This window comes from Lysobacter sp. P5_B9, assembly GCF_054049835.1.
The window spans coordinates 370,280-387,952 of sequence record NZ_JBFULP010000002.1 but is presented as its reverse complement, the minus strand read 5'-3'; the positions used below and the strand labels follow the sequence as shown (position 1 = coordinate 387,952).

Genomic DNA, 17,673 nt, shown 5'->3' with positions numbered 1-17,673 from the left:
GGCCGTTCCGATTCGATGGAATCGCGCCGGCCGGCCGCATCTGCGGCATCGGAAAGACTTAGCGGGATTCGGCGTCCCCGGCGGGGGCGGGCGCTTCGCGCGGCGACTCCAGCGGCCTGGACATCCGCAACAGCGTGATCGCGAAGCCGGCGACCACCAGCGCGCCCAGGCCGAGCACGCCCCACAGCAGCCACGACTTCCAGTCACGGACCGCGCTCACCGCGGCATCACCGGCGAGGACCTGCGCCGTGCCGAGATACGCCGGCGCCGGTTGCCACTCCTGGCCCCGTTGCCGGCGCATTTCCGCCACCAGCTGGGGCAGCGGTGATTCGGCGCGGCGCGCGTGCGTGCTGCCGGCAGCGAGCGCATAGGGTGCGTCGCCCTGCGCAATAAAGACCGCGACTTCGGGTCGGTAGCCCAGCCGCAGGAGGGGTTCGCCGGTGACCGGTGCACTGGCGCGCAATCGCCAATGACGGTCACGCACGATGCCGCCCAATTCGCGCGCGGGCGATTGGGCATCCGCATCGCTCGCCCCGCCCGATCCGACCTGGAACGCGACCCATGGCCCGGCGCGGTGGCGCCAGTCGGCATCGTCGCTGTCGCGGCTTTCCAGCGTCCATTCGACGGCATGGTTGCCGGGCAGCACGACATCCGCCTGCTGCACGGGGAAGCGCCCATCGATGTCGAACTCGAAGGCGGTGTTCGTGCTGCTGCCACGGATCTCGACGCTGCGTCCCGCGAGCTCGATCCACTCCGGCACCGTGGCCGTGCGTGCCGCCAGTTCGGCGAAGACGCCGGTGATGGCGACGGTCTGGTCGTTGCGATCCGGGGTAAGGCGCAGGTAACGCGCCTTCTGGTACTGCGGCAGCAATCCGTACAACTCGATGCGCCGATGCAGCAGGCGACGGTCTTCGCGTTGCAGGTCGACCATGCGTCCGCGCGTGGCCAGCACCTGCCAGTGCTCCAGATCGTCGCTGGCTTCGACGCGGTAGCCGAGGTCGAGCGACTCCAGCGGCTGCCATTGCAGTTCGAGCGCCGACAACGCCTCGTGCACGCGACTCAGGTCCACCAGCAGTGCATTGCGCGGCAAGGCCGCGGCGACGGCATCGCTGGTGCGCACCTCGACACGGCGCAGGCGGCCATCGGCATCTGCCTGGCTCACCAGTTCCCAACCCTGCGCGGCGCTGCCCGCTGGCGTGGCCGGCAGGGCGAACCACGGCACCGCCACCCGCGGCGCGGATTTCGCCAACGGCGCTTCGGGTGCGAACACATCGGTCGGCACGGCGACGCCATTGCGGTCGAGGACGACGGCATCGGCCAACGCGGGATCGCGCAGCTGCCGATATACGCTTTCGTCGAGCGTGACCCGATAGGCGCCGGCACCGTCGCGCCCCAGCATCAGCGGCCATTGCTGCGCGTATTCCTCGCGTGGCGCGGCGAGCACGGCCAGCGGAACGAGCAGGACCAGGCTAGCGAAACGCTTCATTGGAATTCCTCCGCCGGATGACCGGACTGCAGCGTGCGCGGCGGCGCGGGTGCGAAGTAGCCCACCGCCGTGCACAGCAGGCCGTAGGCCATGAACGAGGCAATGCCGAGCAGGTTGCCGAGGTGGCCGCGATCGACGAGCACCAGCTTGGCCAGCACCACCGCCATCAACACCGCACCGGCCAGCCATAGGCCGCGCTGGCCGCGGCGGGACCCGATGATCCAGCCCAGCACGCCCAGCACGCTCCACACGATGGTCAGGCTGGTCTGCACCAGGCTCGTGGAGAACATGCTGTCGTTCCACGGCACGCCGCCCCAATGATGGGTCGCGCGCAGCGTGATCACCGTGATCAGGGTGAAGGCCGCCGCGGCGATGATCGGAATGCGCCGGGCTTCGAGGTCGTGGGGCGCGGCGCCCGAACCCAGCCACTTCAGCGCCAGCCCGAGCACGGCCAGTTGCACCAGGTCGAGCGGATTGAGCAGCGGAATCCACTGCAGGGGCTGGCTGTCGCCCGCGGCGAACAGTGCAAACGACGCCGCCAACACGAGCGCGGCCACGAACGACGCCTGCACCAGAGCACCCCAGCGCTGGAAGCGTTCGCCGAACGGCGCGGCTGCCACGCCTTCGCGCCATTGCAACAGCGCCGTCATCGCCAGCCATGGCAGGCCGAATGCCGCGATCTGCCAGCCTTCGCCCAGACGTGCATCGCTGGCGAATTGCTCCAGCGACAATCCGATCGCCAGCGGCCACGACCACAGCCAGGCGAAGTGGGCGAAGCCCGCGGCGGCAGCGTTGCCGGCTTCGTCGTGACTGCTGTCGATCGCATCGCGCAGGCAGCACAGGCTGCGCCAGCCGGCGACCGCATACACCGCCCACGCCGCGAGACCGAAGCCACGGAAGGGATGCGCATGGAGTGCGTCCTGGACCATGGCCAGCGGGAAGGCCGAGGCCAGCGCCAGGGCCGCGGTCCAGGCCAACGCGCGCGCGGGTCCACGGCGATGGAATTCCGCGGCGATCCAGCCACTCGCGATCGCGAACATCAACGCCGCATCCGGTTGCACGTCGTGGACGACATGGCGCCCGATCTCGGTGAACCCATTGCCGCCCCACCAGGCGAGGCCCCACAGGTAGTAAGGCAACGCGGGTTGCGGCATCCACTCGCTGCGCCGGTAGCTCCATGCGCTGAAGAAACCGGCCAGCGCAATCAGCAGCGCTCCCATGAAGCGCGCGTTCAACACCGCTTCCGGCGTTGGCACGGCGTTGCCCACGCCGATCGCGAAACTGCCCGCGGCGAGCAACTGCAACAGCAGGCCCGACAGCTGCGGCAGGCGCCGGCCCTGGCGCAGCCCCAGCCAGATCAGCGCCGCGCCTTCCAGCGCGAACACGCTGGCGGTGGCGTGCGCCGACAATGCCAGCGGCACCGCCAGTGTCGCGAAGCCCACGGCAAGCACGGCGTACGACGTCGCCAATGCCGCGAAGTGCTCTCGCTTCTGCAACAGCCACGCCAGCACGGCATACAACGCGCCCAGCCCCAGCGCGCAGTACGCCAGCGGCATGCGCACGTCCTCCCAGCCGTCGCCATGCAGCAGGCCTGCCTGCAACGAGAACGCGACCAGGGGCGTGCCGAACACCAGGCAACCGTCGACCAGGTCACGCCTGCCCGCCGCGCGGCGTCGCGCATACAGGATCGGGATCAACAGGTAGAAGGCGAAAAACAGCAGCAGGAAGGGTTCGGTGGTCGCGAACTTCTCCGGCGCGTAGTCCCCCAGGCCCCACATCGTCCCGATGCCGAAGGTGAAGACGAAACCCAGCACGTTGAGCGCACGCCACGGCCGCCACCACGCGATCGCGAAGATCGCCGCGTTGAGCACGGCGTAATAACCGAACAAGGCAACGTGGTTGCCGCCGCCCGTGGACAGCCAGATCGGCGCCAGGAAACCGGCGAGCACCGCCAGCAACGCCAGTGCCAGCGCGTTCTGCACCACGGCAAGCACACCGGCGCCGGCGACGATCGCCACGCTCAGCGCAAACGCGCCACTCGCTGGAATCAGGTGATAGAGCTTGAAGGCCGCGAACACCACCAGCAGCAGCACGCCTATCGCGCCGCCCTGCAGGCTCAGCGCGAAGCCACGCTTCTCCTCGCGCTGGCGCCAGCCGAACACCAGCCCCGCCAGCGCAGCCACGGCGATGCCGGCCAGGCGCAACTCGACCGGGAACGTCATCCAGCCCTGGTCGCTGGCGTACTTGAGCAGCGCGGCCACGCCGGCGAACAGCACCAGCACGCCGACCTTCACCGGCACGTTGCCTTCGGTGAACCAGTGGCGGATAGCTCGTGCCGCCAAGGTCAGCGGATCGGGACGCGAAGGCAGCTGCGGACGCGGTGACGGCACGCGCGGCAATGGGGGTGTGGGCGTTGTCGGAGGCGGGGTATCCGGAAGCGGTGGCGGCGTCGATCGCGCCGCTGTCGCCGGCTCGGGCGCTGGTTGCACGGGCGCTGGCGGCATGGGTGACGGCGGGGGCGGCGCCGGTGTCGGCGTCGGCGTCTCCACGCCTGGTGCCTTGGCCCCCTGCTCGCGCATCCAGTCGGCCAGCGTCGGCTCCCTGGCGGTCGTGGCTTCGGCGGTGCGCGCCATGCGCAACTGCGCGACGTCGCCTTCGAGCTGGCTCACGCGTCGCTTGAGCCCGCCGATCATCACCAGCGCCGCGATCAGCAGCACCGGCACCGCCAGCAACGCAAGCACCAACAGCACGATCCATCCTTCCATCGCTGTCCCCCGTTTTCGCTGGCGGGAACGTTACACCACGGCGCTGAGGGCTGCTTCGCCTTGGTCGTTGCTTCGCCTTGGTCGTTGCTTCGCCTTGGTCGTTGCTTCGCCTTGGTCGTTGCTTCGCCTTGGTCGTTGCTTCGCCTTGGTCGTTGCTTCGCCTTGGTCGTTGCTTCGCCTTGGTCGTTGCTTCGCCTTGGTCGTTGCTTCGCCTTGGTCGTTGCTTGGCCTTGGCTCGTCATCCCGGCGAACGCCGGGATCCAGCTGCTGCCCTTGCCTTCAATGCGAACAGCAAAATCAAAAACTGGATCCCGGCGTTCGCCGGGATGACGAGCAAAAGCGAAAAACAAAAAACCCCGCGCGAGGCGGGGCTTTTTGTGAGCTGGCAACGACCGTCGCTTACTTGGCGGCTACGACCTTGACCATTTCGAGGCACTTGTTCGAGTAGCCCCACTCGTTGTCGTACCAGCTCACCAGCTTGACGAAGGTGCCATCGAGCGCGATGCCGGCTTCGGCATCGAAGATGGAGGTGCGCACGTCGCCGCGGAAGTCGGTGGCGACGACCTTGTCCTCGGTGTAGCCGAGGACGCCCTTCAGCGCGCCTTCCGACTGTGCCTTCATTTCCGCGCAGATCTCGGCATAGGTCGCCGGCTTTTCCAGTTCGACGGTGAGGTCGACCACCGACACGTCCGAGGTCGGCACGCGGAACGCCATGCCGGTGAGCTTCTTGTTGAGTTCCGGGATCACCACGCCGACGGCCTTGGCCGCGCCGGTGCTCGACGGAATGATGTTCTCGAGGATGCCGCGACCGCCGCGCCAGTCCTTGTTGCTCGGGCCGTCGACGGTCTTCTGCGTCGCGGTGGCCGCGTGCACGGTGGTCATCAGGCCGCGCTTGATGCCCCACTTGTCGTTGATGACCTTGGCGATCGGCGCCAGGCAGTTGGTGGTGCACGAAGCGTTGGAGATGATCGCCTCGCCGTTGTACTTGGCGTGGTTCACGCCGTAGACGAACATCGGCGTGTCGTCCTTCGACGGCGCCGACAGCACGACCTTCTTCGCGCCGGCATCGAGGTGCTTCTGCGCGGTGGCCTTGTCGAGGAACAGGCCGGTGGACTCGATGACGACGTCGGCGCCGACCTCGTCCCACTTGAGGTTGGCCGGATCGCGTTCCTGGGTCAGGCGGATCTTCTTGCCGTTGACGATGAGGGTGTTGCCTTCGACCTTCACGTCGCCCTTGAAGCGGCCGTGCACGGAGTCGTAGCTCAGCATGTAGGCCAGGTAGTCCGGTTCCAGCAGATCGTTGATGGCGACGATCTCGATGTCGTTGCCGAAGTTCTGCACGGCGGAACGCAGGACGTTGCGTCCGATGCGGCCGAAGCCATTGATGCCAACCTTGATCGTCATTGCGGAAGACCTCCTGGGAGAGCGGGCCTGCGGGGGCGCGGGCGGGATAGAGAGCCCGTCATTTTAGCAGGCGCTTCCCGGCCTGCCCTGCCCCCTCCCGGAGCGGGCCAACGCGGCCCGAACGGCGACCGGGGCCGCCATGCGGCTCCGGTAAAGTGGCGTCCATGAGCCCAACCCCCCCGACGCGCCTGCACGGCGCCCTCCGCCCCTCCCATTTCCGCCCCCGCCGCTGGCGCCGTGCCGTGGCCGCACTTGCCCTGCTGGCCCTGCTGGTGGCCGGCCCGGTCATCGCGTGGAGCGCGCTGGGCCACAAGCTCGTGGGCGAACTGGCGCAGCGCCATCTCACCCCCGCGGCCCGGGCCGAAGTCGCCCGCCTGCTGGCCGGCGAACCGGATCCCACCCTCGCCGGTGTCGCAACCTGGGCGGACACCCTGCGCGACAGCGACCCGGAACGCTTCAAGCAGACCTCGCGCTGGCACTACGTCAACCTGTCGAGCGACAGCTGCCGCTATGCGCCCGAGCGCGACTGCAAGGACGGTCAATGCGTGATCGCCGCGATCGACGCGCAGCGCGCGATCCTCGCCGACCGCAGGCAACCCCTTGCAGCGCGCCGCGATGCGCTCAAGTTCGTCGTCCACCTGGTCGGCGACGTGCACCAGCCGCTGCACGCGAATGCGCGCAACGACCAGGGCGGCAACAAGTACCAGATCAGCCTGCGTACCGACCTCGAGCCCGAGGCCTATGCCCGCGACCGCTATGTCGGCGGCGTCATGGGCACCAACCTGCATTCGGTGTGGGATTACTACGTGCTCGCCGAACGCGGTCTCGACCTCGCGCAATACGCCGACCGCCTCGACCACGAGCCGTGGCCGCCGACCATGGACCGGAACGCACTGACGCCGGCCTCGTGGGCCGGAGAATCCTGCCGCCTCACCGAATTGCGCCAGGTCTATCCGGTGCAGAATGGCCAGGAAGTGCACAAGCTCGACCGCAGCTATTCCGAAAAGCACCGTGCGCTGGCCGAACAGCGCATCCGCATCGCCGCCTGGCGCCTGGCGACGGTGCTCAACGAAGCCCTGGCTCCGCAGCAATGAACACGACCGCGACGACAGTGCAGGCGGCTGTACAGGTATTCCCGTTCCACCATGCCGATACCGGCACGTGGAGCTACGTCGTCGCGGACGCCGCCAGCCGGCAGGCGGCGATCATCGATCCGGTGCTGGATTTCGATGCCAAGTCCGCGCATATCACGCACGTCTCGGCGCAGAAGCTGCTCGACTGCGTCAACGAGCACGGGTTCCAGGTGCGCTGGCTGCTCGAGACCCATGCCCACGCCGACCACCTCACCGCGGCGCAATGGCTCGCCGCGCAACTGCCCGACGCGATGGTCGCCATCGGCCAGGGCATCCGCGAGGTGCAGCGCACGTTCGCCCCCCTGTTCGAGTTGAACCCGGAAACGGCGGCCGGACATTTCGACTGCCTGTTCAGTGACGACGACGAGTTCACCCTCGGTGCGGTGCGCGCCAGCGCGATCCCGGTACCCGGCCATACCCGCGACAGCCTGGCCTACCTGATCGGCGATGCCTTGTTCACCGGCGACTCGCTGTTCATGCCCGACGCCGGCACCGCGCGCTGCGATTTCCCCGGCGGCGACGCCGCGATGCTGTATCGCTCGATCGAACGCCTGTACCAGCTGCCGGATTCGACGCGCATCTTCGTCTGCCACGACTACGGCCCCGGCGGACGTCCCGTCGCCTGCGAAACCACGATCGGCGAGCAGAAGCGCAGCAATACCCACGTGCGCGAAGGCGTCAGCGAGGCCGAATTCGTCGCGCTGCGCGAAGCGCGCGATGCCACGCTCGCCACGCCCGCACTGATCATCCCGGCCTTGCAGGTCAACCTGCGCGCAGGCGTGCTGCCGAGCCCTTCGGTCAACGGCATCCGTTACCTGCGGATGCCGCTGGACCAGTTCTGATCGCCGCCATGCCGACCGCGTTCACGCCTGTTTCCGCGTTGATCGGCGGCGCACTGATCGGACTCGCCGCGACCCTGCTGTATGCCACGCTCGGCCGCATCGCCGGCATCAGCGGCATCGTCACCGCGGCGGTCGAACAGGAATCGGAACGCGGCTGGCGGATCGGATTCCTGCTCGGCCTGGTCCTCGCTGGGGGGCTCTGGCTCGCCGCCAGCGGCGTCGCGCCACGCACCGGCTTTCCATTGCCGTGGCTGATCGCCGCGGGATTGCTGGTGGGCTTCGGTACCCGGCTGGGCAGCGGCTGCACCAGCGGTCACGGCATCTGCGGACTCTCCCGGCTATCCCGGCGATCGCTCGTCGCCGTGCTTGTTTTCATGGGCTTCGGCGCACTCACCGTGTACGTGCTGCGGCATGTCATCGGAGGCATTGCATGAAGCGCATCGCCTTCGCCGTGGCCGCGGGACTGCTGTTCGGCCTGGGGCTTGCCGTGTCCGGCATGACCAATCCGGACAAGGTGCTCAACTTCCTCGATCCGGCGGGTCAATGGGATCCTTCCCTGGCCCTGGTCATGGGCGGCGCGCTGGCGGTTTCGGTGCCGGGCTTCGCATGGCTGCGCAGGCGCGGACGCACGCTGGCGAACGAAGCGCTGCCTGCATCGCCCTCCTCCCGACTCGATGCGCGCCTGCTGGTGGGCAGCGCAATGTTCGGGATCGGCTGGGGCATCGCGGGCTACTGCCCGGGGCCCGCGCTCGCCAATCTCACGCACGCGGCCGAAGCCATCGTCTTCGTCATCGCGCTGCTGGCGGGATCACGACTGGCACGCCTGCTACCCGCGCCCGCCAACCGATAACGAAACTTCCGGCGCACGGGACCCGGCCGGAGTCATACTTCGCGCATGAGCCAACCCGCGCATCTGGACTCGGTCGACGCGGCCGTCGACCTGCTGCTGTCGCGCATCGATGGCCCGTTGCATGTCGGCGCACCGCTCGGCCTGGGCAAGCCGCACCGGCTGCTCAACGCGCTGTATGCCCGCATCGAAGCCGACGCCTCGCGTCCGCTGCATCTCTACACCGCGCTGTCGCTGGATCCGCCTGGTGGCGGCAAGGGCCTGGAAGCGCGCTTCCTGAAACCCTTCGTGCAACGCCACTTCGGCGATGACTTTCCGCGCCTGGCCTACGTGCAGGCACTCAAGCGCGACGCGCTGCCAGCGCACATCGAAGTCGAGGAGTTCTACCTGCAGTCGGGCGCGTTGCTGCACTCGAAGCAGGCGCAACAACGCTACGCCAGCCTCAACTACACCCACGTCGCGCGCGCACTCGGGGACCGCGGCGTAAACGCGATCGTGCAGAAGGTGGCACGCTCGGCCGACGGCATGCACCTGTCGCTCTCCTGCAACACCGACCTGACCTTCGATGCGATCGATGCCATCGTCGCGCGCGGCCTGCCACGACCCGTGCTGGTGGCGGAAGTCGATCCGGAATTGCCCTGGCTCGGTGGCGATGCCGCGGTGGAGCCCGGCTTCTTCGACATCGTCGTCGTGCCGCCTGGCCCGTATCCGCGGCTGTTCGGACTTCCGCGCCAGCCGGTGAACGACGCCGACTACGCCATCGGCTTCCACGCCAGCACCCTGGTGCGCGACGGCGGCACGCTGCAGATCGGCATCGGTGCATTGGCCGATGCCCTGTGCCATGCGCTGGCGCTGCGCCATACGGACAACGACGCATACCGCGCGGTGCTGCGTGCGCTGGGCTCTCCCGCGGCGGAGGACGCCGCGCTGTCGCCGTTCGCGCAGGGCCTGTACGGCTGCAGCGAAATGATCAACGAAGGCTTCCGCCGCCTCGTCGAAACCGGCGTCATCAAGCGCAGGGTGGTCGACGACACCGGCCTGATGCAGCGCCTGGCCGACGGCTGCGCGACCGCCGACGACCATGCGCGCCTGCTACGCGAAGGCGAGTACCTGCACGGCGCGTTCTACCTGGGTTCGCCGGACTTCTACCAATGGTTGCGCGACCTGCCCGCCGACGAGCGCCGCGCCCTTGGCATGAAGCGCGTGAGCGCGGTCAACGAACTCTACGGCGGCAACGAAGCCCTGGAACGCCTGCAGCGACGCGATGCGCGCTTCTTCAACACCTGCATGATGGCGACGGCGCTCGGCGCCGCCGTGTCCGATGCGCTGTCTGATGGCAGTGTGGTTTCGGGCGTCGGCGGCCAGTACAACTTCGTCGCCATGGCCCATGCCCTGCCCGATGCGCGCTCGGTACTGCTGCTGCGCGCGACCCGCGATGCCGGCGGACGCACCCGCTCCAACATCGTGTGGAACTACGGCCACACCACCATCCCGCGCCACCTGCGCGATGTCTACATCAGCGAGTACGGCATCGCCGACGTGCGCGGGCGCAGCGACGAGGACTGCATCGCGGCCATGCTCGCCATCACGGACACCCGCTTCCAGCACGAACTCCAGGCCACCGCGGTCGCCAACGGCAAGTTGCGGCGCGATGCGGCGCTGCCTTCTCGCGCCCATCGCAATACTCCGGAGGAGCTGCGCGAATCGCTGTCCGCGTTCCGCCGCAACGGCGCCCTGCCCGACTACCCGCTGGGCAGCGACTTCACTCCGGTCGAGCAACGACTGGTCAAGGCATTGGGCTGGCTCAAGGCGGCTACCGCCTCGCGCGGCGGCAAGCTGCGCACGGTATTGCGGGCCTCGGTTTCGGCGGCGGCACAGGACCGTGAATCGCTGCAACGCATGGGACTGCTGGCGCCACGCGGAGTCGCGGAAAGGCTGGAAGCCCGCTTGCTGGCCCTGGCGCTGCGCGAGACTTCGGGCCGGTAGCCGTCGCCGCACGGGCCGCGAAAAAGCCTCAAGCGACGCGGCAATGAATAACGGCGCCCAGTTGCCGGACTAGAGCGCCGCCGCGACGCGGCTACCCTGGTCGATCGCACGCTTGGCATCGAGTTCGACGGCGACGTCGGCACCACCGATGACATGCACGGGCACGCCCGCGGCGCGCAGGTCTTCGGCGAGCGGCTTGTAGGGCTCCTGTCCCGCACAGATCACAACGTGGTCGACCGCCAGCGTCTGCTGCGCGCCATCCACGCGGATGTGGAAACCCTCGTCGTCGATACCGACGTATTCCACCCCGCCCAGCATCCGCACCTGCTTGGCCTTGAGCGTGGCGCGATGTATCCAGCCGGTGGTCTTGCCGAGTTTCGCGCCCGGCTTGCCTGGACTGCGTTGCAGCAGCCACACCGCACGCGCCGGCGGCTCGGGGGCGGCCTCGCGCAGACCGCCGCGGTTGCCCTCGTAGGCGATGTCCACGCCCCATTCGGCGCGCCAGCGTTGCGCGTCCAGCGCGGGCATGCCCGCATCCAGGGCGCGCCTCTCGTGCACGAGGAACTCGGCCACGTCGAAGCCGATGCCGCCCGCGCCCACGATCGCCACCTTCGCACCGGGCACGACACGGCCGGTCAGCACGTCGATGTAACTGAGCACCTTGGGATGCGTCGAACCGGGGAAATTGACCGCACGCGGGCGGATGCCGCTGGCCAGCACCACCTCGTCGAAGGAGGTCGCCAGCGTGGTCGCATCGGCGCGCGTGTTGAGGCGGACCTCGACCTTCGCCAGCTCGAGCTTGCGGCGGAAGTAGCGCAGCGTCTCGAAGAACTCCTCCTTGCCGGGAATCCGCTTGGCAAGGTTGAACTGGCCGCCGATTTCGCCGGCGGCATCGAACAGGGTGACGCGATGGCCGCGCTCGGCCGCGACGGTGGCCGCGGCCAGCCCGGCCGGGCCGGCGCCGACCACGGCGATTTTCTTCGGCGACGTGGTTGGTGCATACACGAGCTCGGTTTCCGCACATGCACGCGGATTGACCAGGCAGCTCGCGGTCCTGTTCTGGAAGACATGGTCCAGGCAGGCCTGGTTGCAGGCGATGCAGGTGTTGATCTCGTCGACGCGCCGCGCGCGCGCCTTGTCCACCCACTGCGGATCGGCCAGCAGCGGCCGCGCCATCGACACCATGTCGGCTTCGCCGGCGGCGAGGATGCGCTCGGCGACATCCGGCATGTTGATGCGGTTGGTGGTGACCAGCGGCAGGCTTACGTGCGGCTTCAGGCGCGCGGTGATGCCGGTGAATGCGCCACGCGGCACCGAGGTGGCGATGGTGGGAATGCGCGCCTCGTGCCAGCCGATGCCGGTGTTGATGATCGTCGCGCCGGCAGCTTCCACCGCCCTGGCCTGCGCGACCACGTCGTCCCAGGCACCGCCGTCGTCGACCAGGTCGAGCATCGACAGGCGGTAGATGATGATGAAGTCCGGCCCGCACGCCTCGCGGATGCGGCGCACGATCTCCACCGCGAAACGCATGCGCCTGGCCGTATCGCCGCCCCACGCGTCGTTGCGCTTGTTGGTGCGCGGCACGGTGAACTGGTTGAGCAGGTAGCCTTCCGAACCCATCACCTCGACGCCGTCGTAGCCGCCGTCGCGTGCGAGCTTCGCGGTGCGCACGAAGGCCCTGATCTGGCGCTCGATGCCGCCGGTCGACAGCGCGCGCGGGGTGAACGGATTGATCGGCGCCTTCAGCTTCGACGGCGCCACCTGCAGCGGCTGGTAGCCATAGCGGCCGGCATGCAGGATCTGCAGGCAGATGCGACCGCCGTGCGCGTGCACCGCGCGCGTGACCTGGCGATGCTTGCCCACGTCCCACGGCCAGCGCAGCGTGCCGCCGAACGGCTTGAGCCAGCCTTCGATGTTCGGCGAGAAGCCGCCGGTGACCATCAGCCCGACACCGCCTGCCGCGCGCTCGGCGAAATACGCGGCGAGCCTGGGGAAGTCGCGCGCCTTGTCCTCCAGCCCGGTATGCATCGAGCCCATCAACACGCGGTTGGGCAGCGTGCAGAAGCCGAGGTCGAGCGGTGCGAACAGATGGGGGAAGCGGGGATGTGGCGCGGGGACGGTCATGCACGCGTACGCTTGCGTATGGATCGCGCAGGGTGCCGGGAAAAACCCGGGGCCACAAGGGGGACGCGCCGCATTCCGGCCTCCCGCACCAGGCGTTGGCCGCAAACAAAAACGGCGCCGTCGGGCGCCGTTTTCATGACCGCATGGGCAGGCTCAGCCCAGCGACTGCGCCGCCTCGACCACCTTCTCCACGGTGAAGCCGAAGTGCGGCAGCAGCTGTTCGATCGGGGCGCTGGCGCCGTAGCTGTCGATGCCGACGACGGCGCCGTCCAGTCCGACGTACTGGCGCCAGAAACCGGTGACGCCGGCTTCGATGGCGATGCGCTTGCGGCAGGCCTTGGGCAGCACGCTTTCGCGATACTGCGCGTCCTGGCGCTCGAACACGTCGGTGGACGGCATCGACACCACGCGGGCCTTGTCGCCGAGTTGCTCGGCGGCCTGCATGGCGAGACCGACTTCCGAGCCCGTCGCGATCAGGATGATTTCCGGCGCGCCGACCGAATCCCTCAGCACGTAGCCACCGCGTTCGATGTCTGCGACCTGCTGCGCGGTGCGCGGCTGGTGCGGCAGGTTCTGGCGCGAGAAGACCAGGCAGCTGGGGCCGTTGTAGCGCTCGATCGCCTTCTTCCAGCACACCGCGGATTCGACCGCGTCGCACGGACGCCACACGTCGTTGCCGGGGATGTAGCGCAGCGAGGCGAGGTGTTCGATCGGCTGGTGGGTCGGGCCGTCCTCGCCCAGGCCGATCGAGTCATGCGTGTAGACGTGGATCGCGTGCGCGCCCATCAGCGCGCTCATGCGCACGGCGTTGCGTGCGTAATCGCTGAAGACCAGGAAGGTCGCGTCGTACGGGATGAAGCACTCGTGCAGGCCGAGGCCGTTGCTGATCGCGGTCATCGCGAATTCGCGCACGCCGTAGTAGATGTAGTTGGCGTTCGGGTCGTCGGTGGCGACCGACTTGCTGCCCTTCCACAGGGTGAGGTTGGAATGCGCGAGGTCGGCGGACCCGCCGATCAGTTCCGGCAGCAGCGGCGCGAAAGCTTCGATCGCCATCTGCGAGGCCTTGCGCGAGGCGACGACCGGGCCCTCGGCCTGCAGCTTGGCGATGTAGGCGTCGGCGGCGGCGATGAATCCTTCCGGCAGCTCGTTGCGGTTGCGTCGCATCAACTCGTCGGCAAGCTGCGGATACCGGTTCGCGTACTTTTCGAACAGGGTGTTCCACTGCTCCTCGCGTACCAGGCCGGCGCGGTTGGCGCGCCACGCCTCACCGATCTCCCGTGGGATATCGAACGCGGCGTGCGGCCAGTTCAACGCTTCGCGCGTGGCGGCGACTTCGTCCTTGCCCAGCGGCGCGCCGTGGCTGGATTCTTTGCCGGCCTTGCCGGGCGAGCCAAAACCAATCGTGGTGCGGCAGCAGACCAGGGTCGGCTTGTCGCTGGACTTAAGCGCGGTCTCGATCGCGGTCTTGATCTCGACGGGATCATGGCCGTTGACGCCGCGCACGACGTTCCAGCCGTAGGCCTCGAAGCGTGCCGGCGTGTTGTCGGTGAACCAGCCGTCGGTGTTGCCGTCGATCGAGATCTTGTTGTCGTCCCAGAACGCGATCAGCTTGTGCAGGCCCCAAGTGCCGGCCAGCGAAGCGGCCTCGTGCGAGATGCCTTCCATCAGGCAACCGTCGCCCATGAACACATACGTGTGGTGGTCGACGATCTCGAACTCGGGCTGGTTGAAGCGCTGCGCCAGCAGCTTCTCCGCGAGCGCCATGCCGACCGCATTGGCGAAGCCCTGGCCGAGCGGACCGGTGGTGGTTTCCACGCCCGAGGTCATGAAGTTCTCCGGATGGCCCGGGGTCTTCGACTCGAGCTGGCGGAACTTCTTCAGGTCGTCGATCGACAGGTCATAGCCGGCCAGGTGCAACAGCGCGTACTGCAGCATCGAGCCGTGGCCGTTGGAAAGCAGGAAGCGGTCGCGGTTGAACCACGTCGGGTTGTCCGGGCTGTGGCGCAGGTAGTCGTTCCACAGCACATCGGCGATGTCGGCCATGCCCATGGGCATGCCCGGATGGCCGGAGTTGGCGGCCTGGACCGCGTCGATGGCGAGAAAACGGATGGCGTTGGCGAGGTCGCGGCGGCCAGGCTTTTCGGAGGCAGGCGTCGTCATGGGCGGTCGGGGATCGAGGCGGAAAGGGTGCGGCGGCCGGTCGTCCGTGGGCCGTCGGGAGGCGCATTGTCCCACACGGCGGCGGGGCGCTCCCGGCCCGGACGGGCGTTCGGGGCCTTGCGCGGGTCGAAGTCCCGCTATGCGGCCTCGACGCGCGCTTCCGCGGCCGGGACGTCGCTCTCCCCGCGCGACACCATCGCCGCGATGGCGAGGTCGCCGGTCACGTTCAGCGTCGTCCGGCACATGTCGAGGAAGTGGTTGACGCCCAGGATCAGGCCGATGCCCTCGGGCTTCACGCCGACCATCGCGCAGATCAGCGCCACCACCGGCAGCGAGCCGGACGGGACGCCGGCGGTGCCGATGCCGCCGAGGATGCAGACGAACATCACCGTCACCTGCTGGGTCAGCGACAGGTCCACGCCGAAGAACTGGGCGAGGAAGATCACGGTGACGCCCTCGAACAGCGCGGTGCCGTTCTGGTTGGCGGTGGCGCCGACGGTGAGCACGAAGCGCGAGATGCGCTTGGGCAGGCCGAGTTCGTCGGCGATGCGCAGCGAGGTCGGCAGGGTCGCGTTGCTCGAGGCGGTGGAGAATGCGAGCAGCATCGCTTCCTGCGCGCCGCGGAAGAACTTCAGCGGCGACCAGCCGCCGATCAGCTTCAGTGCGATCGAATAGGTCACGAACAGGTGCAGGGCGAGCGCCAGCACGACCACGAGCACGTATTCGGCGAGCTTGCCCAGCAGGTCCCAGCCGAACACCACGGTCATGTTGAACATCAGGCACGCCACCGCGTAGGGCGCGAGCCTGATCACCATGCCGATCAGCACCATCGATACGTCGAACAGCCCCTGGATGCCGCGCTTTAGCGTCTCGGTCGCCTCGTTGCGGATGATCACCAGGCCGATGCCGAGCATCAGCGCGAAGAACATCACCGACAGGATGGTGTTGTTGCTCGACGCGGCGGCGACGATGTTGTCCGGGACGATCGACACCAGCATGTCGATGCCCTTGGGCTGCTCGCCCGCGCTGCTGACGATGCTGCGCGCGCGCTCGGCGTTGTCGCTGAGCAGCTTCAACGCCTGCGCCTCGTCGACGCCGGCGCCTGGCTTGAACAGGTTGACCAGCACCAGGCCCAGGACGACGGCGAGCGCCGACATCACGACCGTGTAGGCCAGCGTGCGCCAGCCGACGCGCCCGAACGCACGTATGTCGCCCATCTCCGCCACGCCGATGACCAGCGCTGCGAACAGCAGCGGGATCACCAGCATGAAGATCAGGCGCAGGAAGATCGTCGCGGCAGGCTGGGTGACATACGTGGTGAGCAGTTTCACCCAGCCGGCATCGCCGCCAACGGTGTAGTGCACGACCAGCCCCGCGACCAGGCCGACGAGGAAGCCGATCAGCATCTTCCAGTGCAACGGCAGCTTCCGTGAAGCGGAGCGGCTGGTTTCGCCCATGGTCCCTGCTCCGGCGGCGGATGCCGGAGCTTACCAAGCCTGCGCTTCGGGAACGGTCAACAACGGACCGCGCGGGCGGCGCCCGGGACAACAGCCCCGCTGCCGCGGGGCGGGAATGCTCAGGCCGCGGTTTCGGTCGCCGGCAACTCGGCTTCGGCCACTTCGCCGCTGCGTGCCGAGACGACGACCGCAGTCGCCAGGTCGCCGGTGACATTGAGCGAGGTCCGGCACATGTCGAGGAAGCTGTTGACGCCCAGGATGATGCCGATCCCCGCCGGGTTGAGGCCGATGATGCCGCAGATCATCGCGATCACCGGCAGCGAACCGGACGGGATGCCGGCGGTACCGATGCCGCCGAGGATGCACAGCCCCAGCACCATCAGCTGCTCGGCCAACGGCAGGTGCAGGCCGAACACCTGCGCCAGGAACAGCACGGTCACGCCTTCGAACAGCGCGGTGCCGTGGTGGTTGGCCGAGGCGCCGACGGTCAGCACGAAGCGGCTGACTTTGCGCGGCAGGCGCAGGTTTTCCTCGGCCACGCGCAGGGTCACCGGCAGGGTGGCGGTGGACGACGCGGTGGCGAATGCGGTCAGCACGGCTTCCTGGCTGCCGCGGAAGAACGTGCGTGGCGACATGCCGCCCATGAACTTCACCCACAGCGGCAGCACCACGAACATGTGGATGGCCAATGCCAGCACCACCGTGACCACGAAGTACGCCAGGCCCGCGAGCACGTCCCAGCCCAGCTGCGCGCACAGACCGAACATGAAGCAAGCCACTGCATACGGCGCGAGGCGGATGAACAAGCCGATCAGGCGCATGCTGATCTCGAACAGGCCCTGCAGCGCGTGCTTGAACGCCTGCGTCGCCGGCGACGGCGTCAGCACCAGGCCGATGCCGATCATCAGTGCGAAGAACACGATGCCCAGCCTCTGCTTGTCGTCCACGCCGGCCGCGAGCACGTTGTGCGGGACGATGTTGACCAGCAGGTCGAGCACCTTGAGCTGCTGGCCGCTGGCGACGATGTCGCCGACCTTGCCGGCATTGCTGCTCATCGCCTTCTGCACCAGCGCCGGATCCATGTGCAGGCCGGGCTGGATCAGGTTGACCATCAGCAGGCCGATCGCCACGGCCGCGCCGGTCACGGCAGCGGTGTAGGTCAGCGTGCGCCAGCCGAGGCGGCCGAGGCTGGCGATGTCGCCCAGTTCGGCGACGCCCAGCACCAGCGCGGAAAACATCAGCGGCAACACCAGCATGAAGAGCAGGTTGAGGAAGATCTGCCCGGCGGGACGCGTCACGTATTCGATGACGCCTTTGATGAAGGGCGTATCGGCGCCCGAGGCGTGAGCGACCAATCCCAGCACCGCACCGAGCACGAAACCGATCAGCACCTTGACGTGCAGCGGGAGGCCCTTGGACGTGGCTGCGGGCAGACTGATGTGGCTCATTCGCTGGTTCTCATGGGCAAA

General features: G+C 68.2%; 12 protein-coding genes. 5 read left to right on the top strand and 7 right to left on the bottom strand.

The genetic code is table 11. The features are described from left to right. Positions 1 to 58: 58 nt before the first annotated feature. The 3 genes from ACXJJ9_RS06905 to gap form a co-directional block, all read right to left on the bottom strand. Positions 59 to 1,486: a DUF3999 domain-containing protein gene (locus tag ACXJJ9_RS06905; protein ID WP_457096467.1), complete on the bottom strand. Its 1,428-nt coding sequence runs from the start codon at positions 1,484 to 1,486 to the stop codon at positions 59 to 61. Beyond that, entirely contained in the window at positions 1,483 to 4,251 is a 2,769-nt protein-coding gene (locus ACXJJ9_RS06900; protein WP_457096466.1) for a DUF2339 domain-containing protein, read from the bottom strand. The genes ACXJJ9_RS06905 and ACXJJ9_RS06900 overlap by 4 nt, the downstream gene beginning before the upstream one ends. Before the next feature lie 399 nt (positions 4,252 to 4,650). Continuing rightward, positions 4,651 to 5,655 carry a type I glyceraldehyde-3-phosphate dehydrogenase gene (gene gap, locus ACXJJ9_RS06895; protein ID WP_457096465.1) on the bottom strand — a complete coding sequence of 335 codons (1,005 nt, stop codon included), beginning with the start codon at positions 5,653 to 5,655 and terminating at the stop codon, positions 4,651 to 4,653. Between the two features lie 164 nt (positions 5,656 to 5,819). Here gap and ACXJJ9_RS06890 point away from each other — a divergent pair, with 164 nt between their 5' ends. Genes ACXJJ9_RS06890 through ACXJJ9_RS06870 form a run of 5 tightly spaced genes read left to right on the top strand, consistent with a single transcriptional unit; the run spans position 5,820 to position 10,463 of the window. Continuing rightward, the gene (locus ACXJJ9_RS06890) at positions 5,820 to 6,749 is read left to right on the top strand and encodes a S1/P1 nuclease (RefSeq protein ID WP_457096464.1); all 930 of its coding nucleotides are present in this window, start codon (positions 5,820 to 5,822) and stop codon (positions 6,747 to 6,749) included. Continuing rightward, the gene (locus tag ACXJJ9_RS06885) at positions 6,746 to 7,630 is read left to right on the top strand and encodes an MBL fold metallo-hydrolase (protein WP_457096463.1); all 885 of its coding nucleotides are present in this window, start codon (positions 6,746 to 6,748) and stop codon (positions 7,628 to 7,630) included. Before ACXJJ9_RS06890 ends, ACXJJ9_RS06885 begins: the two co-directional genes overlap by 4 nt. An 8-nt stretch (positions 7,631 to 7,638) precedes the next feature. Further along, positions 7,639 to 8,064, top strand: coding sequence for a YeeE/YedE family protein (locus ACXJJ9_RS06880; RefSeq protein ID WP_457096462.1), 426 nt, complete (start codon positions 7,639 to 7,641; stop codon positions 8,062 to 8,064). After that, complete coding sequence (locus tag ACXJJ9_RS06875) at positions 8,061 to 8,480, top strand: DUF6691 family protein (RefSeq protein WP_457096461.1); 420 nt, start codon at positions 8,061 to 8,063, stop codon at positions 8,478 to 8,480. The genes ACXJJ9_RS06880 and ACXJJ9_RS06875 overlap by 4 nt, the downstream gene beginning before the upstream one ends. Positions 8,481 to 8,525: 45 nt before the next feature. After that, positions 8,526 to 10,463, top strand: a complete 1,938-nt coding sequence (locus ACXJJ9_RS06870; protein ID WP_457096460.1) for an acetyl-CoA hydrolase/transferase C-terminal domain-containing protein — start codon at positions 8,526 to 8,528, stop codon at positions 10,461 to 10,463. A gap of 69 nt (positions 10,464 to 10,532) precedes the next feature. Here the strand turns inward: ACXJJ9_RS06870 and ACXJJ9_RS06865 are convergent, their stop codons facing one another. The 4 genes from ACXJJ9_RS06865 to ACXJJ9_RS06850 form a co-directional block, all read right to left on the bottom strand. Beyond that, positions 10,533 to 12,587 (bottom strand): oxidoreductase, encoded by a 2,055-nt coding sequence (locus ACXJJ9_RS06865; protein ID WP_457096459.1) that lies wholly within the window; start codon positions 12,585 to 12,587, stop codon positions 10,533 to 10,535. Positions 12,588 to 12,740: 153 nt separating this feature from the next. After that, a complete protein-coding gene (gene tkt, locus ACXJJ9_RS06860; RefSeq protein ID WP_457096458.1) occupies positions 12,741 to 14,747 on the bottom strand; it encodes a transketolase in 2,007 nt (668 codons plus the stop codon). A 137-nt stretch (positions 14,748 to 14,884) separates the two neighbouring features. Continuing rightward, positions 14,885 to 16,204 carry a dicarboxylate/amino acid:cation symporter gene (locus ACXJJ9_RS06855; RefSeq protein WP_457096457.1) on the bottom strand — a complete coding sequence of 440 codons (1,320 nt, stop codon included), beginning with the start codon at positions 16,202 to 16,204 and terminating at the stop codon, positions 14,885 to 14,887. Between the two features lie 119 nt (positions 16,205 to 16,323). Beyond that, positions 16,324 to 17,652 carry a dicarboxylate/amino acid:cation symporter gene (locus ACXJJ9_RS06850; protein ID WP_457096456.1) on the bottom strand — a complete coding sequence of 443 codons (1,329 nt, stop codon included), beginning with the start codon at positions 17,650 to 17,652 and terminating at the stop codon, positions 16,324 to 16,326. Positions 17,653 to 17,673 lie beyond the last annotated feature (21 nt).

What these genes read in the sequence shown, in the direction of transcription:
- ACXJJ9_RS06865 (WP_457096459.1), bottom strand. Translation starts at nt 12,587, where the DNA reads ATGACCGTCCCCGCGCCACATCCCCGCTTCCCCCATCTGTTCGCACCG.
- ACXJJ9_RS06880 (WP_457096462.1), top strand. Translation starts at nt 7,639, where the DNA reads ATGCCGACCGCGTTCACGCCTGTTTCCGCGTTGATCGGCGGCGCACTG.
- gap (WP_457096465.1), bottom strand. Translation starts at nt 5,655, where the DNA reads ATGACGATCAAGGTTGGCATCAATGGCTTCGGCCGCATCGGACGCAAC.
- ACXJJ9_RS06900 (WP_457096466.1), bottom strand. Translation starts at nt 4,251, where the DNA reads ATGGAAGGATGGATCGTGCTGTTGGTGCTTGCGTTGCTGGCGGTGCCG.
- ACXJJ9_RS06885 (WP_457096463.1), top strand. Translation starts at nt 6,746, where the DNA reads ATGAACACGACCGCGACGACAGTGCAGGCGGCTGTACAGGTATTCCCG.
- ACXJJ9_RS06870 (WP_457096460.1), top strand. Translation starts at nt 8,526, where the DNA reads ATGAGCCAACCCGCGCATCTGGACTCGGTCGACGCGGCCGTCGACCTG.
- ACXJJ9_RS06855 (WP_457096457.1), bottom strand. Translation starts at nt 16,204, where the DNA reads ATGGGCGAAACCAGCCGCTCCGCTTCACGGAAGCTGCCGTTGCACTGG.
- ACXJJ9_RS06905 (WP_457096467.1), bottom strand. Translation starts at nt 1,486, where the DNA reads ATGAAGCGTTTCGCTAGCCTGGTCCTGCTCGTTCCGCTGGCCGTGCTC.
- tkt (WP_457096458.1), bottom strand. Translation starts at nt 14,747, where the DNA reads ATGACGACGCCTGCCTCCGAAAAGCCTGGCCGCCGCGACCTCGCCAAC.
- ACXJJ9_RS06875 (WP_457096461.1), top strand. Translation starts at nt 8,061, where the DNA reads ATGAAGCGCATCGCCTTCGCCGTGGCCGCGGGACTGCTGTTCGGCCTG.
- ACXJJ9_RS06890 (WP_457096464.1), top strand. Translation starts at nt 5,820, where the DNA reads ATGAGCCCAACCCCCCCGACGCGCCTGCACGGCGCCCTCCGCCCCTCC.
- ACXJJ9_RS06850 (WP_457096456.1), bottom strand. Translation starts at nt 17,652, where the DNA reads ATGAGCCACATCAGTCTGCCCGCAGCCACGTCCAAGGGCCTCCCGCTG.